The organism is Pseudomonas sp. A-R-19 (assembly GCF_019956575.1).
Taxonomy (GTDB): domain Bacteria; phylum Pseudomonadota; class Gammaproteobacteria; order Pseudomonadales; family Pseudomonadaceae; genus Aquipseudomonas.
Genome location: NZ_JAHBDR010000046.1, coordinates 77,343 through 92,116, shown reverse-complemented (window position 1 = coordinate 92,116; position 14,774 = coordinate 77,343). Strand labels below are relative to the sequence as shown.

The following is a 14,774-nucleotide window of genomic DNA, read 5'->3' as shown; positions in this document are numbered from 1 at the left end:
GTGGGAGCGGGCTTGCTCGCGAAGAGGCCGGCACAGCCAACATCTCCATTGCCTGACACACCGCCATCGCTGGCAAGCCAGCTCCTACAAGGGACCGCGTCATGGTCGAAATGATTTGAGCGCCAAACTGTAGGAGCCGGCTTGCTGGCGATGGACTCAAGGGCGCCGCGTTTATCCAGTCCACACGCGTCATCGTTAACGACCATCGCTGGCAAGCCAGCTCCTACAAAGTGGATTGCAGCCAGGCACAGATCCCGGGAGCGCCCAATAAACCGGTGGGAGCGGGCTTGCTCGCGAAGAGGCCGGCACAGCCAACATTCAATCCGGCCTCAGAGCAGGCTCCACGACACCCCGACGTACATCGCCATGCCCTCGCCGGGCGTGGATCGTGCGGCGTCCAGCCCTTTGTCGTCGTAGCCCGGCGTGACCGTGGCGGCATAGTGCTTGTCGGTCAGGTTGCGCAGGTCCAGCCAGGTCTGCCAGTCACCCTTGGGTGCGTTGTAGCCCAGTGTCGCGCCGAATATGGCGTAAGGATCGGCGTAGTAGCTGTTGGCGTAATCGACCGCCACTTTCGACACCCATTGCGTGTTGAACGCGGCGAAAAACCCCTGGGGCCAGTCGTAGCGCAGTTCGCCCTGGTAATAGTGCATCGGCAGGCCGGGCAGGCGGTTGTCGCCGAAGCGGTCATCGTCGCGGTAGTGGAAGTCACTGAAGGTGTAGCTCTGGCGCAGGCTCAACTGGCCGCCATCGCCCGGCGACCAAAGGGGACTCAGCAGGCTGGCTTCCACGCCCTGGTGCACGGTGGGGCTGGCGTTGAGTTCGTAGGGCGTGGTGGCGTTGGCATCCGGCAACACCGAAAGCAGTTCGTGGTGTACCTGGGCGTAGTACCAGGCCAGGCTCCACTGCCCCAGCGAACTGTCGCCACGGCCGCCGATTTCCAGGGTGGTAGCGGTCTGGTTTTGCAGCTTGACCGGATCACGCTGGGCGCCTGTGGCGGGGCCGCTGCCTGCCGGGAATCGAATGTTCGAGCTATAGATCAGCGACCACGGGTGCGGTGCTTCGACCGAGCGACTGAGATTGCCGAACAGTTGCAGGTCAGGTGTCAGCTGATAGCGCAGGCCCACGCGCGGGGCGTAGTCCCAGTCGTGCAGGCTGGTCTTGCCACCACTTTGCGGGTAGGTGACAGTGCTTTCACGGCGGGTGTAGATGGCGGCGAGGCCGGTGGTCAGCCTCAGGTCGTCGGCGATCTCCAGGTCATTGCCCACATGCAGGACGCTGTCCGAACCCTGGTAGGTGAAGTTGCGCATCAACGTACCCGGCGCATAGCCGGCGATGTTGCCGGTGGGGATGCGCACGAACTCGCTGGCGCCGGCATTGGGCAGGTGTTTGGTTGTTCGCAGGCCCACAGTGCTGACGCTTTCCAGGCCCCAGAGCGTGTCGCGACGCTTGTAGTCGAACGTGCCGCTGACATCCGTGTACGCCACCTTCAGGCGGTTGGGCCCCTCACGCAAATCCATTGGGTAGTCGTGGTAGACCAGGCCGGCCTGGATGCTGGAATCGTCATCGATGTAGTAGGTGGTCTTGTTGCCGATAAAGGTGCTGCCCGGCTCGTCGCGGCGGTCGTCCCGCGCCACGTACGCAGGGTTGGCCGCCCGTGGATCGTGCTCGATGGAATGCTTGGTCACCCGTCCCGCGAGGTCGTTGTCGGTCTGGCGGTGGCGCAGGTAGAAGCGCGTTTCCAGGTTGGGATTGAAGCGATAACCGAAGTTGGCGATGACGCCCTGGCTCTCGCTGGCCGTGTGGTCCTGGTAGCCATCGGCGTTTGCGTCGGTCATGGCCAGGTAGTAATCGAAGGCACCCAGCACCTGTCCGGAGCTGACCTGACGTTGTTGATAACCGTGACTGCCCGTTGCGTAGCGCACCTGCAACTTCGGCGCGTCGTAGCCGGTGTGGCTGACGTAATCGATGGCCCCGCCCAAGGCCAGGGCGCCGCGGTCGAAACCGTTGGCGCCGCGCAGCACTTCCACATGGTCGAGCCACAGCGGCTCCAGCAATTCATAGGGCGTGCCGCCAGGGCCGGTCAGCGGCAGGCCGTCGAGCAGGGTGTACAGCCCCGAGGCATGGGCGCCCGGGGCGCGGTTGATGCCCGATCCACGGATCGAAATCTTCACCCCTTCGTTGCCCGCCGACTGGGCATAGATTCCCGGCTGGTAAGCCAGCACATCCTGGTTGCTGGCGACGCGACCCTGCAACGGGCGGCGCATGTCGACCACATTGGTGCCGCCGGGCACCCGGGCCAGCCGAGCCTTGGCGTCTTCGATCGCCAGGTCCTCATCACTCTGGTCCTCGGCCCCGATCAACACTTGCCCCAGTTCCAGGCCCTGAGCCTCGGCCATGGCCGGACAAACAAGGGCCAGGCCCAGCAATGCAGTGGGCAAGTATTGAGGCGAGGGCATGGGGAAAACTCCAGACGGACGGGAACAGGCAATGAACAGTGCGACGCAAGAAGGAACGAAGGGAGCACATGGCAATTTTGTTTTTTTGTGTCCGCCAAGGGCTGGCGGCTGGCGGTTCAGCAGCGGTGCCAGCAATGCGCACATGCCGCGCCAGTGCGAACCTTCCCAGTAAATCCGTTGGCAGGCATCGCAGCGCAGGAAGTGCGCAGTTCGCGTGTGCCGCGCCAGCGAGTCAGTTTGAGGCAGAACGATCGATGCCAGCCGAAGGCAGTGGCGCTACGGCTCTCCAGAAAATCGAACTCCGGATTCCAGATAAGCGAGCCATAGGCAAAGATCCAAAGCTCTTGTGGTTTGTATTCGTACAACAGTGCCTCCACCATCGCATCAAACTCTGCCTTGGTGTGTTCGGCCGTGCCCGGTTCGGGACCGGGATCGGGCTCAAAACACTCAACGCGAGCGACAAGTTCTGCCGTCAGGTCCAGTCCTTTGGCGGGCTTGGTTCTCAGGGGTGCCATATCGGTCCTCCCGCCATGGGTTAAACATTGAACGCGTGGTCAGAGTTTTTTCAGGAAACCCAGTAACAGCTCATTGACCTCGGTCGCGCGTTCTCGCTGAATCCAGTGGCCGGCACCTTCAAGGATATGGCAGCCGCGCAGTCCTGGCAGTGTCTGCGCGAAGGCTTCGATCTGCCGCGCGGAGCCCGGGAACTTCAGCACCGCGTCGCGGCTTCCGGCAATGAACATCGACGGCTGCCGGATAATGCAATCGCGCCAGGGCGCCAGCAGTGCCCATGAGCGTGTCATGTTGCGGTACCAGTTCAAGCCGCCGCGAAATCCGCTGCGGGTGAATTCGCGGGTGTAGTAGGCGATGTCCTCAAGGGTCAGCCAGGCGGGCAGGGTTTCGGGCTCGATCGCCCCCCCCAGGAAGCCTTTGCCCGGCTGCAGTTGACCGAACACAAGCGCATCGGGGCCGTCACCCGAGCCACTGAAGTAGATGCGCCGGATCGACGATTCGACATCCCTTTCCAGCTCGGCCTCGGCCACACCCGGCGTCTGGAAATACTGGATGTAGAAGTCGCTGATACCCCGCGCGGCAAGCGCGCCCAGGAGTTCCACGCGCCCGGGGGGCGAGAAGGGGACGCTCATGCCGACCACTGCGCGGAACATATCGGGTCGCATCAATGCGGCGCTCCAGGCCACCAGCGCGCCCCAATCATGACCGACGATCACGGCTTGCTGTTCGCCGAGTGCGTTGACCAACTCGACCATGTCGCCTACCAGGTGGAGTGTGGTGTAGGCGTCGGGTTCGGCCGGCGCATCCGTGCCGCCATAGCCACGCATGTCGGGCGCGACCGCTCTATAGCCGGCCGCCGCCAGCGCAGCAAGCTGATTGCGCCATGAGTACCCTAGCTCCGGGAAACCGTGGCATAGCAGGACCAACGGGCCTGAGCCCTGGATTGCGACCTGCATGCGGATGCCATTGATGTCGAGTATTTCGAGGTGTGGCTGATTCATGTGTGCTTCCTGCAATTCAAGCGATGGACTCCAGCAACCGCGGCAGATTCGTCAGGGCCTGTTGTTTGCTGACAGAGAGCCGGTGCAGCTGTGCCAGTTTCTCGGTGTCGGTTACTTGAAAGCCCCTGACCACCGCGGTCAGAAAGTACAAGCGCGACTGCCTGATCCAGTGGGTCAGGCCTTCATGCTCTCCCCAGCGTAGTTGGTTACCCAGGTAGACCGCCCACATTCTGATCCAGTCCGTGGGGACGTGGGGGGTGGGGACCATTGTGCAAAGCGCGTTCATTTGCGCTTGATCGTCCAGATGGCTTTCGACATAGGCGATCAAGGCCGCGCTGAACAACGGTTGGCAACTGCTTAACATCCACAGGTTGATCTTGCTCCCATCGAACACCTTCATATCCGGCATTGTCGGGATGCCACTGGCACTGCAGTCAATGTGCAGGGCATTTGGACTTGTGGCGATGCTGCCTTGCTCGAGCACGATGCGAGTTGGCTCGATCACCTGTACCTTGCCCAGGCGCACAATGTTGTCGATGCGTCGAAGCTCACTTAATTCTGCCTGGGTGACAGTGGCGCAGCGGTAAGCCGTGGGGTCGACGGACTTATCCATGCGCAGCAGCTGACCGGATGCCTCAAGCCTTGCGAACAGGTCAGGGATCGAATCTGCGGCGGCGATGGCCTTGAGTTGTGCCGTGAGGCCGCCGATGGTTCGTTCGAAGTTATCGAGGCCAGGTTGCAGGTTGGCGCGGTCGATCAACCACGGATCGCTCGGCATGATCCAGCAAATTTTTTCGGGCGCAATACCGTTTTGCAGACACCACAGGCAAGCATCGATCCCGGTCTTGCCCGATCCCACCACTACGTAGCTTGCGTGTGGCTGCTGGATCTTCGGCAGGTTGTTCAGTGGCACGCATTGCACGCCGGGCTCCACCTTGTACCTGGGCGGGTGGGTCGAGGGCACTGCCGTCTGGGCATGGGTGGCGTCTACCACCTTTTTGTCGACCTGGACCTGATGGTTTGCGCCGCTGACCAGTGAGGTAAAGCGGTGCTCGTCAATGCCGTCGCCGGTGTAGTTGCACATGGGGAAGTAACGGACCCGACCTGACGGCAGAAACTGCTGATTCATCACCTGGTCGTAGTAGCTGACCACTTCGGCGCCGGAGGCTAGCTCATACAAGCCCTCGTTCAGTCGGGCATGGTCTTTGGTTCCACTGCCCAGTTCCCGTGAGTTGACGCCATAGAAGGCCGAGGGCTGGTGTAATCGGACAAAAGGGTAGGCATCATTCCAGTGCCCGCCTGGTCGGTCGTGTCGATCCACCATCACGATCTGTGCATTCGTTTCCTTGAGCAGTGTATCGACGAAAGCCATGGCCATCGCGCCAGCACCGATGATCAGATAGTCGGTTTCGATCAGGTTTGCTTCCATATGCTTTCGCCTTTCTGAAGGTTGCTCCTTTTGACCTCAGTAGATTAGCTAGCAATACCTGGCCGTATAGAACGAATACTCCTCACACGCATAACTGATGGAACTGAATTACGCCTCACCAGCCGTTTCTGCGGCACTGGCCGCCAGTACCGCGCGTGCCACTTCATTGGATCGGCCAGCTGACGATACCCCGCCGGTAATTGCGACCCCATCATCGTTTCCATGCGCCGGAACAGTTCCTGGTGCTTGATCTCGTCGTTGGAAAAACGCACCAGCGCTTCGAGTGCGAGTTGATTGTCGAATACATGGGCCCGACCTTGATCGAGCATTTTCGCACTGATGAATCGCTCGACCAGGCCAAAGATGTACGCATAGGTTCGGCCCTGGATCTGGCTGAGCAGGCGTGCCTCGGCCGTGGCGAGAAAGCCCAGGCGGTCGACCAGCGAGAGTCCGTCGGGCAGGAACTTGCGCGAGAAGTCGAAACGGCGGTCCTGTAGCAAATCACGGTCGATCTGCCATTCGGTTTTTTTCGATGACCTGACCATCTGCGCATAGCGGGCGGTGTTGCCTGACTCAGAGTCGGGTAGGGTGACGACGCTATTCATTTGGATCTCCTGTTGCACTGGGGTTGACGTCGGAGCCACTGACCATGGAAACCGCTGGGGACAGTCCCGATCGCTGAGTCCGCGTTGGTGCTAATCTAGGCGTCGCAGTTCAGGCGGTGAATGACCAGTGCGCCTGAAAACCTGCTCAGGCGTCCGGAAGGAGGGCTGGCAATTGCTGGATGCGCTTTCTGATGTATTGCGTGTGATTCGGCTGTCTGGGGGGGGCTTCCTCGAGGCGGAACTCACTGCGCCCTGGTGCATCAACGGAAGACTCTCGGCGGAGGATTGCAAACCGTTCCTGGCGACACCCCGACATATCATTGCCTCGCATTTTGTCGCCGCCGGAAGCATGCAAATACAAATCGACGGTGGTGCCGTCATGGACGTGGGGGCAGGCGAACTTATCCTGCTGCCTCGCAACGACGCCCATTCGTTTGGCAGCGATCTGAGCATTGCGCCCATGCCGGCGCGCGAAGTGAACCAGTCGCCGGAAGTTGGCGGCATATCACGGATCAAGTACGGCGGGGGCGGCGTGGCCACGCAGCTATTGTGTGGATTCCTCGGCTCTGAAACACCCTTCAGTCCGTTGCTGTCGTCGCTGCCTTCCTTATTGAAACTGGACTTGCGTGCGACGGCTTCCGGCGTCTGGATCGAAAGCTCATTCCGTTTTGCCGTCAGTGAAATCGCGGCCGGGCGCGTCGGCTCGACAACGGTCATCGCCAAGCTGTCGGAATTGCTCTTCGTCGAAGCTGTCGGCCAGTATGTCGCCAGCCTCCCCGCCGAGCGGCGCGGGTGGCTGGCGGGGTTGCGCGATCCGCATATCGGGCGTGCACTGGCGCTGCTCCATGCCCGTCCGACCGAGGACTGGACGGCTGAAGCCCTGGCGCTGGAGGTGGGCATGTCGCGCTCGGTGTTCGCGGAGCGCTTCACGGCGTTGGTCGGCCAGCCACCGATGCAATACCTGACGCTCTGGCGTATGCATGTGGCGGCTCAACAGCTGCGTGAAGGTCGTGGCAATGTGGCGCAAATCGGCTTTGCAGTGGGCTATGAGTCCGAAGCCGCGTTCAGCCGCGCCTTCAAGCGCCAGTTCGGTACATCCCCCGGCACTTGGCGCAGGCAATCGGTATGAAAGCGTTTGGTGCCAGCCGTAATGTTGTTCGCTTGAGTTTTGTTGCGTCAGGCAAGCATTTCGCAATGCCGGATCAGTCGAAAGTAACCCTGGTGCTCCTTTGTGGGGGCGAGCCTGCTTGCGAAGGCGGCCTGACAGCCGGCCTGTCTTTTGTTTTGATTGTGTACATATCCGTTGCTGCGGTGATGGCGGCTTATGGTTTCGCCCTTACGGCGAGTCCCTTTTGGCAAACGCCCCAAAAGGAACCAAAAGGTCTCACCCCTGGCGTCCGGCCCCTCGCCTAGGCTCGGCGTTCCTTCGCTCCGGCATTCATCCGGGGGCATCGCCCTCCGGTTGGCTTCGCTGGCACCTACATGCGATGAGTTCGACTGCGTCGAACGGCGCTGCGCGCCAATCCCCGGATGAACACCGGAACGAGGCCTTCCGAGGGGGCGGGTGAGTCAAGATCAAGAGCTGCAGGCGAGCTAACGCTCGGCCTGATGAGTGGTGAGGGGCGTGGGTGTACGTCGATTTGCCTTTGCTCTTCTGTGGGAGCGGGCTTGCTCGCGAAGGCGGCCTGTCGGCCGACCAATTTCTTTCAGATGTACTCAATCCCTGTAGGAGCCGGCTTGCCGGCGATGGCGGTGTGTCAGGTGCAGCAGTGTTGGCTGGGATGACGTCATCGCCGGCAAGCCAGCTCCTACAGGGAGGTGTGTACAGCCTAGCGATCAGGCCGGCCGGTAGGCCGCCTCGGTTTGGCTTTGGCTTTTGATCTTCTTGCCCCCTCGAGAGGCCGAGCCTGGGCGAGGCACCGAACGAAAGGGGCAAGAGCCCTTTGGTTACTTTGGGGCTTTTCCAAAGTGACCCGCTGTAAGAGCGGAACCCTAAGCGGCCGTTACCGCAGAAACGGATATGCACACCGCCCCACCACGTCTTAAGTGAACAACATTTCGGTGCCAGCCGGACATTCTGGACATAATCAAGGTCCAGATCTCGATTATCCGGCTTCACGCATGACGATTCCCGGCCCTACAGGCAGTACTGGCTGGTGGGCAGCACATCGATTTTGTCGAAATCGAGGAAGCGGCTGCAGCTGTCCATCATCACGGCCAGGTTGTGCTGGAATTTCGCTTCGTCGCCCACCGCATCGAAAAAGGCCATGGGATCGGTCATGGCCGCCGGCGGAAAACATTCTTCGACGATGGCATCGATCCGTGGAGCGCCGTGCGTCAAAGCCAGCACCACCAGGTTTTGCACGTATTGGAAGTTATCTTGCGTGTCCACGGCCACCGCCGTGTGATGGTTGCGCCAGATGTCCAGCCAGGCCTCGGGAGTCAGGCGTGGAGGGCGGGTCAGCAGGGCCAGTTGGGCGAACCCGTGGGTACGTTCACCGGGCGTTGCGCGGAAGCGAGTATTGGCGATAGCGACCGACTCGCAGACCAGGTAGGCGGCCATGCGCGCCGTTGCCGCATTGATCACGTCGTCGAAAGGGCGACGAGCCGGCCCGTTGGCGCTGTCCAGCCACAGCGACAGGCTGCCATCGGGCAGTGGTCGATTGTTTTCCTGGCGCAGGCCGGCTGCAGGCTGCACATCGGCATCGGACAGGTTCAGTTGCACAGCACGGGCACCGAGTGCCTGCAATTGCCCGGCGACCTCACTGCGCAGGCGATGGGCGAAGGTATCAGGACTGACTTGAGTATCACGCCACAGCAGGTAGATGACTTTTTCCATAGCTATCGAGCTCCTCGTTGCGGTTGATGGATGGAGCAGCGGTCGTGCTGCCTGGTCCACCCGAATGACCGAAAATCCCTGGCGTCATAGTCAATCAAGGTCAGCCTTGGGTAATACCTCAAACAGACTATTGACCAACGATATGAGGGCAATGGCTTCGCTCGACGTCGGGCAGCCCTGCAAAACAGCAGCTAAGCTTTCGTGCGCTGGGGCGGCAGTGAGACGTGTTGCCTTGGAGTATCTATGTCGGGCAAGGGAGCCATCCGCCATGAGTGCCGAACAGAGTCATTACAGCCCGCCGACCCTCCTGGTGGTCGATGACACACCCGATAACCTGATGCTGATGACTGATCTGCTCAAGGATCGCTACCGGGTCAAGGCCGCCAATAGCGGTGAAAAGGCTTTACGCGTACTTCAGGGCGACACACTTCCGGACCTTATCCTGCTAGATGTGATGATGCCCGGGCTATCGGGCCATGAGGTGGCGCAGCAGCTCAAGCGTGACGCGCGTACCCGCGACATTCCGATCATCTTTCTGACGGCCATGGCCGCGACCGAAGACGAGATCCTTGGCCTGGAGCTGGGCGCTGTCGACTACATCACCAAACCGATCAGGCCGGCGCTGGTTCTGGCGCGGGTGGATACCCAGCTCAAGCTCAAGGCCGCGCAAGACTTCCTGCGTGATCACAACGACTATCTGGAAAAGGAAGTGGCGCGCCGGACCCGCGAGGTGATTGCGATCCAGGATGTGGCCATCCAGGCCATGGCTTCACTGGCCGAGACTCGCGACAACGAAACGGGCAACCATATCCGGCGGACCCAGCACTACATCAAGGTGCTGGCCGAGCATCTGCGTGATCATCCGCGTTTCAGTCATTTTCTTACCGACGACACCATCGCGTTGTTGTTCAAGTCGGCGCCGCTGCACGACATCGGCAAAATCGGCATTCCCGACCATATCCTGCTCAAGCCGGGACGCTACACCGAGCAAGAGTTCGAGATCATGAAGACTCATACGACGCTCGGGCGTGACGCCATCCAGCATGCCGAGGACCAGCTCGGCATTCGCGCCGAGTTCCTCAGCCTGGCCAAGGAGATTGCCTACAGTCACCAGGAAAAGTGGGACGGCAGCGGGTATCCCCAAGCGCTGGCGGGTGACGACATCCCCATCAGCGCCCGGTTGATGGCAGTAGCGGACGTCTATGACGCGTTGATCAGCCGTCGGGTCTATAAATTGGGGATGCCTCACGCGCAGGCCGTCGAGATTATTCGTCAGGGGCGAGGCACGCACTTCGATCCGGACGTCTGCGATGCCTTCCTCGATTGCGTTGAACAGTTCCAGACCATTGCCGCGCGTTTCGCCGATACCGATCAGGACATGGCCGCCAAGCGGGCGGCCCTGGAGCGTACCGGCCAGACTCCGTGAACCCGCTGTTACCCCTTTGTCAGTGTTTTCACCAGGTCCTTGAGGATAGTCATGGCCCGATTGCGCAACCTGCTTGAGCGCCTGGCGCTGCTTCACAAACTGATCCTGGGTTTCGCTGCGCTGCTGCTGTTGGTGCTGGTGCTCGGCGTGCAAAGCCTGCGCACGCAGCAATCGCTGAAGCAGGACATGCAGAACCTCTATCTGCAGGAACTGGTCGGCATGGAGCACCTGCAGGAAGCACGGGTGCTCCTGCCGCAAATGATGCAAGGATTGCAGCGTGCGGTGGGCACCGACAGCGCACAGATTCGCGTCGAATCCCTGCAGCGGTTGCGTGATACCCAGGATCGCCTGCAGCAGGCGGTGGCCCATGCAAAAGTGACCCTCAAGCGTGCGGAAAACCTGGCGCGTCTGGCTGAATTCGACCTGCTGCTGCAACAATTGCAGGGCCAAAGCGACCGGGCGTTCGTGTTGATCGACCAGGGCCAGCAGAGCAAGGCGCTGTTGCTGCTCAATAGCACTGAGTTCCAGCAAATCGCCGAGCAGGCCGACGCCCTTTTGTATGCGATCGCCCAGATCAAGGAAGCCTCGATTCGCGACACGGCCAAGGACATCGCCGAGTTTGCCGAGCACAGCACCATGCTCACTTACGTACTGTTGTTCGGTGGCTTGTCGCTGGCATTGCTGTTGTCCTGGGTCGTCAGCCAGTCGATTCGCAATCCGCTCAACCGGGTGCGAGTGGCGGTCGATCACTTGGCCTCGGGGCAGCTCGATCAACCGATTCCCCATACCGACCTGAACAACGAAACGGGTGATCTGGCGCGGGCCATCGCCAAACTGCAGACCGAGTCCCAACAACTTGAGCGTCAACGCTGGATCAAGGCGCATACCGCACAATTGCAGGTCGATCTGCAGCAGGCAGAAACGCCGGAGGAACTGGCGCAGGTGTTCCTGCAATGCATGGCGAGCCTGCACGGAATCTGCCAAGGGGTGCTGTACAGCGCGCAGGAGGACGCTGGCACGCTGCATTTGATGGGCCGCTATGCCACTGATTCCGAGCGCCCACCCGAGGTGCAAGTCATGTTCGGCGATGGCCTGCTGGGACAGTGCGCGGTGGATCGCCTGCCACGTCAGTTCCAGGCGATGCCGGAGCAATATTGGCGTTTGCGCTCGCCGCTGGGCGAGGTCCCGGCCCGTTGCCTGCTGCTGCAACCCATTGTGCGTGGCGAGCGCTTGCTGGGAGTGCTCGAACTGGCTGGCCTGGAACCCTTGGGCGAGCGCGAATTGCTGCTGTTACAGGAAGCCACCCCACGTTTGGCCGCAGCCATGGCGATTCTCGAGCGTAATCAGGCGGTCAAGACCCTGTTGGCGGAAACCCGGCGCCAGGCCAATGAAATGGCGGAGCAGGCGCTGCAACTGGAGCAGCAGGCACAGGCACTGGAATCCCAGCAATCGGCGTTGCGCGCCACCGAAGCCTGGTATCGCGGGATTATCGAAGCGGCGCCGGACGGCATGCTGGTGGTGGATGCCGAAGGACAGATCCTGCGCACCAATCGCCAACTGGATCAGTTGTTCGGCTATAGCGCCGGTGAGCTGCTCGGCGAGTCCATCGATCGCCTGGTGCCGTTGGCCAGTCGAGGGCGCCACGTGGCGCTGCGCAAAGGATTCATGGCCCACGGCGAAACCCGCCAGATGGGTGCCAATCTCGACGACCTGCAAGGCGTGCGCAAGGACGGCAGTCTGTTCTCGGCAGAGATCAGCCTGTCGCATCTGCCGAGGCTGGAAGGGGGCGGAGCCTGCGTGTGCGCTTCGGTGCGCGACGTGAGTGAACGCCGTCATCTGCAGGCGGCACTCAAGGCCAGCGAGGCTCAGCTGCGCGCAGTCCTCGACAGCAGCCCGGTGGCCATGGTGATCAGGGACGTCGACGGTCGTCCGACCTACTGCAATCCGCAGTTCGACAGCTTGTTCGGAACGCGTCTGGCTGAGCTCGAGGGTGTGGATCCGGGGCAGTTCTGGGTCGACCCTGCGGCGCACCAGCGCTTTCTTGAAGCGGCATCGCAAGGTCCGGTGCTGAACTTCGAGACGACCCTGAAACGTGCCACAGGCGGGCGCGTCGACGTACTGGTTTCGTCCGTCACGATGACGCCGGGAGAGCGGGGCATGGGGGCCAACTGGTACTTCGACATCACCGCGCGCAAGATCGCCGAGGCCGAGGTACAGCGCGCCCGCGAGGCCGCAGAAGAGGCGACCCGGGCCAAGAGCAATTTCCTCGCCACCATGAGTCACGAGATCCGCACGCCGATGAACGCCATCATCGGCATGAGCTACCTGGCACTGCGAACCGAACTCGACCATCGCCAACGCAACTACATCGAAAAGGTCCATCGCTCGGCGGAGTACCTGCTGGTGATCATCAACGACATCCTCGACTTCTCCAGGATCGAGGCCGGCAAGATGCACCTGGAGCACATTCCCTTCCACCTCGAGGACGTGCTCGACAGCTTTGCCAGCATGATTGGCCTGAAAGCCGAGGATAAAGGCCTGGAATTGCTGTTCAGTACAGATGCCGAACTGCCGACCGCCTTGATCGGCGATCCATTGCGACTTGGCCAGGTGCTGATCAACCTGGGCAACAACGCGACGAAGTTCACCGAGCAGGGCGAAATCGTGCTCGGAGTAGAGCGGCGCGGCTCGGCAGCAGAGCAGGTACAGTTGCATTTCTGGGTACGTGACAGCGGGATCGGCATGAGTACCGAGCAGTGCTCGCGCCTGTTTCAACCGTTCAGCCAGGCCGATAGCTCCACCACCCGCAAGTACGGTGGCACGGGGTTGGGCCTGGCCATCTCCCGGCATCTGGTGGAGTTGATGGGCGGACACATCTGGGTCGAGAGTGAGCCGGGCCTTGGTTCCACTTTTCATTTCGAGGTGAGCCTGGGCGTGCAGCGCGACAGTCAACTGCGGCGCATGGTGACCGCCGACGAATTACTGGGCAGCCGTGTGCTGGTGGTCGATGACAACGCCAGCGCGCGCGAGATCCTGTCCAGCATGGCGCGCAGCTTTGGCGTGGAGGTGGACGTTGCGCACAGTGGTCGGGCCGCACTGGACATGCTGGTGGAGGCCGAAGCCAAGGTGCTGCCCTATGATCTGGTGCTGATGGATTGGCGCATGCCCGGCATGGACGGTGTGGAGACGGTACGGCAGATGCGTGCCGCCAAACTGGCGCAAACGCCGTCGGTGATCATGGTCACGGCTTTCGGTCGCGAAGAGGCTCGCGAAGTGGCCAGCCGGCACGGCATTCAACTGCCGGTGGTACTGACCAAGCCAGTGACGCCGTCCACTTTGCTTGAGGCGCTGGGCACAGTGCTCGGCAAGATACCCCAGGCCGATACCCGCACCAGCGAACGACTCGGTCAGAGCGCCAGCGCCATGGCCAGCCTGCGTGGCGCGCGATTGCTGTTGGTGGAAGACAATGAGCTGAATCGCGAGCTGGCCTGTGAACTGCTGGAGAGCGCCGGGATCGAGCTGTGTCTGGCCATTCACGGCGCAGAAGCGCTTGAGCAACTGGCGCGTGACGCCGACTTCGATGGCGTGTTGATGGACTGCCAGATGCCGGTGATGGACGGTTATACCGCGACCCGCAAGATACGTGAGCAGTCACGTTGGGCGAACCTGCCGGTGATCGCCATGACGGCCAACGCCATGGCGGGAGACCGTGAGCGGGCGCTGGCCTGCGGCATGAACGACCACATCTCCAAACCCTTGAACGTCGACGACATGTTCGCCACGTTGGCCAAGTGGATACATCCGCGAGCTGACCGTGGCGCGAAGTCGGCCGATGTTTCAGCGCTCACCACGGAGTCAGCGGCGAGTCTGCCAGCCAGCCTTCCCGGTATTGATTTGAACGCGGGCCTGGGCACCTGCATGGGCAAGGTCGAACTCTATCTGCGCCTGCTGCGCAAGTTTCGCTCCAGCCACCAGGCTTTTTGCGCCGAGTTCCTGGCTGCCCGAGGTCAAGGCGATCCTTCGGCGGTGGTCAGGCTGGCCCACACCTTACGGGGTACGGCGGGCAACATTGGTGCCGTTGAAGTGGCGAACGCCGCCGCCGCGCTGGAGCAGGCATGCCAAAGCGATGGGGCGCAGCAGGAGCTGGCCGACCGGCTGGCGGAGGTTGAACGCTGCCTGACACCGGTGCTGGAAGGATTGTCGGTGCTCGGCGAAGCGACATCGTCCGCAGACTCATCGAGCGTGCCACCGGGCAGCGAGTGGCATGTGCAATTGGCCCACGCCCGGTCTCTGCTGGCCGAGAGCGACACCCAGGCGCTGACGGCCTTGCTCAAACTGCAGGGGCTGGCTTCAGACCCGCGGATGACCGAGCAGTTGCTTCGGGTTGTGCGGCAAGCGGAGTGCTTTGACTTCGATCAGGCGCTGGAGTTGCTGGAAAACCTGTCCTGATCAATTGCCATGAGCGGACATGCGAGTCGTGTTTCCAGCAATCCTCATACCCGGCT

General features: G+C 61.5%; 8 protein-coding genes and 2 pseudogenes. 4 read left to right on the top strand and 6 right to left on the bottom strand.

Features of this window, described 5'->3' with window-relative positions; genetic code table 11:
* Window positions 1-329: 329 nt before the first annotated feature.
* The 5 genes and pseudogenes from KGA88_RS11040 to KGA88_RS11015 form a co-directional block, all read right to left on the bottom strand.
* On the bottom strand, window positions 330-2,456 hold the full coding sequence (locus KGA88_RS11040; RefSeq protein WP_223590931.1) for a TonB-dependent receptor family protein: 2,127 nt from the start codon (window positions 2,454-2,456) through the stop codon (window positions 330-332).
* A gap of 221 nt (window positions 2,457-2,677) precedes the next feature.
* Window positions 2,678-2,836 (bottom strand): annotated as a pseudogene (locus KGA88_RS31765) (gamma-glutamylcyclotransferase); the annotation flags it as partial.
* Window positions 2,837-3,010: 174 nt separating this feature from the next.
* Window positions 3,011-3,970 carry an alpha/beta fold hydrolase gene (locus KGA88_RS11025; RefSeq protein ID WP_223590930.1) on the bottom strand — a complete coding sequence of 320 codons (960 nt, stop codon included), beginning with the start codon at window positions 3,968-3,970 and terminating at the stop codon, window positions 3,011-3,013.
* A gap of 16 nt (window positions 3,971-3,986) precedes the next feature.
* Window positions 3,987-5,399 carry an NAD(P)/FAD-dependent oxidoreductase gene (locus tag KGA88_RS11020; protein WP_223590928.1) on the bottom strand — a complete coding sequence of 471 codons (1,413 nt, stop codon included), beginning with the start codon at window positions 5,397-5,399 and terminating at the stop codon, window positions 3,987-3,989.
* A 135-nt stretch (window positions 5,400-5,534) separates the two neighbouring features.
* Window positions 5,535-6,004: pseudogene (locus KGA88_RS11015) on the bottom strand (hypothetical protein); the annotation flags it as partial.
* A 172-nt stretch (window positions 6,005-6,176) separates the two neighbouring features.
* Between KGA88_RS11015 and KGA88_RS11010 the strand changes: the two are divergent.
* Together KGA88_RS11010 and KGA88_RS11005 are read left to right on the top strand one after the other, a co-directional pair.
* Window positions 6,177-7,133, top strand: coding sequence for an AraC family transcriptional regulator (locus KGA88_RS11010; protein WP_223590940.1), 957 nt, complete (start codon window positions 6,177-6,179; stop codon window positions 7,131-7,133).
* Window positions 7,130-7,417: a hypothetical protein gene (locus KGA88_RS11005; RefSeq protein ID WP_223590926.1), complete on the top strand. Its 288-nt coding sequence runs from the start codon at window positions 7,130-7,132 to the stop codon at window positions 7,415-7,417. The genes KGA88_RS11010 and KGA88_RS11005 overlap by 4 nt, the downstream gene beginning before the upstream one ends.
* A gap of 724 nt (window positions 7,418-8,141) precedes the next feature.
* On the opposite strand, the gene KGA88_RS11000 is transcribed toward KGA88_RS11005, so the two are convergent.
* Window positions 8,142-8,843: an EthD domain-containing protein gene (locus KGA88_RS11000; protein WP_223590924.1), complete on the bottom strand. Its 702-nt coding sequence runs from the start codon at window positions 8,841-8,843 to the stop codon at window positions 8,142-8,144.
* Window positions 8,844-9,111: 268 nt separating this feature from the next.
* On the opposite strand from KGA88_RS11000, the gene KGA88_RS10995 reads away from it, so the two are divergent.
* Together KGA88_RS10995 and KGA88_RS10990 are read left to right on the top strand one after the other, a co-directional pair.
* Window positions 9,112-10,269 (top strand): HD-GYP domain-containing protein, encoded by a 1,158-nt coding sequence (locus KGA88_RS10995; RefSeq protein ID WP_223590913.1) that lies wholly within the window; start codon window positions 9,112-9,114, stop codon window positions 10,267-10,269.
* 51 nt (window positions 10,270-10,320) lie between these two features.
* Window positions 10,321-14,718: a response regulator gene (locus KGA88_RS10990; RefSeq protein ID WP_223590911.1), complete on the top strand. Its 4,398-nt coding sequence runs from the start codon at window positions 10,321-10,323 to the stop codon at window positions 14,716-14,718.
* Window positions 14,719-14,774: the final 56 nt, after the last annotated feature.

Coding starts and splice junctions, on each gene's coding strand:
- KGA88_RS11005 (WP_223590926.1), top strand. CDS start 7,130: ATGAAAGCGTTTGGTGCCAGCCGTAATGTTGTTCGCTTGAGTTTTGTT.
- KGA88_RS10990 (WP_223590911.1), top strand. CDS start 10,321: ATGGCCCGATTGCGCAACCTGCTTGAGCGCCTGGCGCTGCTTCACAAA.
- KGA88_RS11025 (WP_223590930.1), bottom strand. CDS start 3,970: ATGAATCAGCCACACCTCGAAATACTCGACATCAATGGCATCCGCATG.
- KGA88_RS11000 (WP_223590924.1), bottom strand. CDS start 8,843: ATGGAAAAAGTCATCTACCTGCTGTGGCGTGATACTCAAGTCAGTCCT.
- KGA88_RS11020 (WP_223590928.1), bottom strand. CDS start 5,399: ATGGAAGCAAACCTGATCGAAACCGACTATCTGATCATCGGTGCTGGC.
- KGA88_RS11040 (WP_223590931.1), bottom strand. CDS start 2,456: ATGCCCTCGCCTCAATACTTGCCCACTGCATTGCTGGGCCTGGCCCTT.
- KGA88_RS10995 (WP_223590913.1), top strand. CDS start 9,112: ATGAGTGCCGAACAGAGTCATTACAGCCCGCCGACCCTCCTGGTGGTC.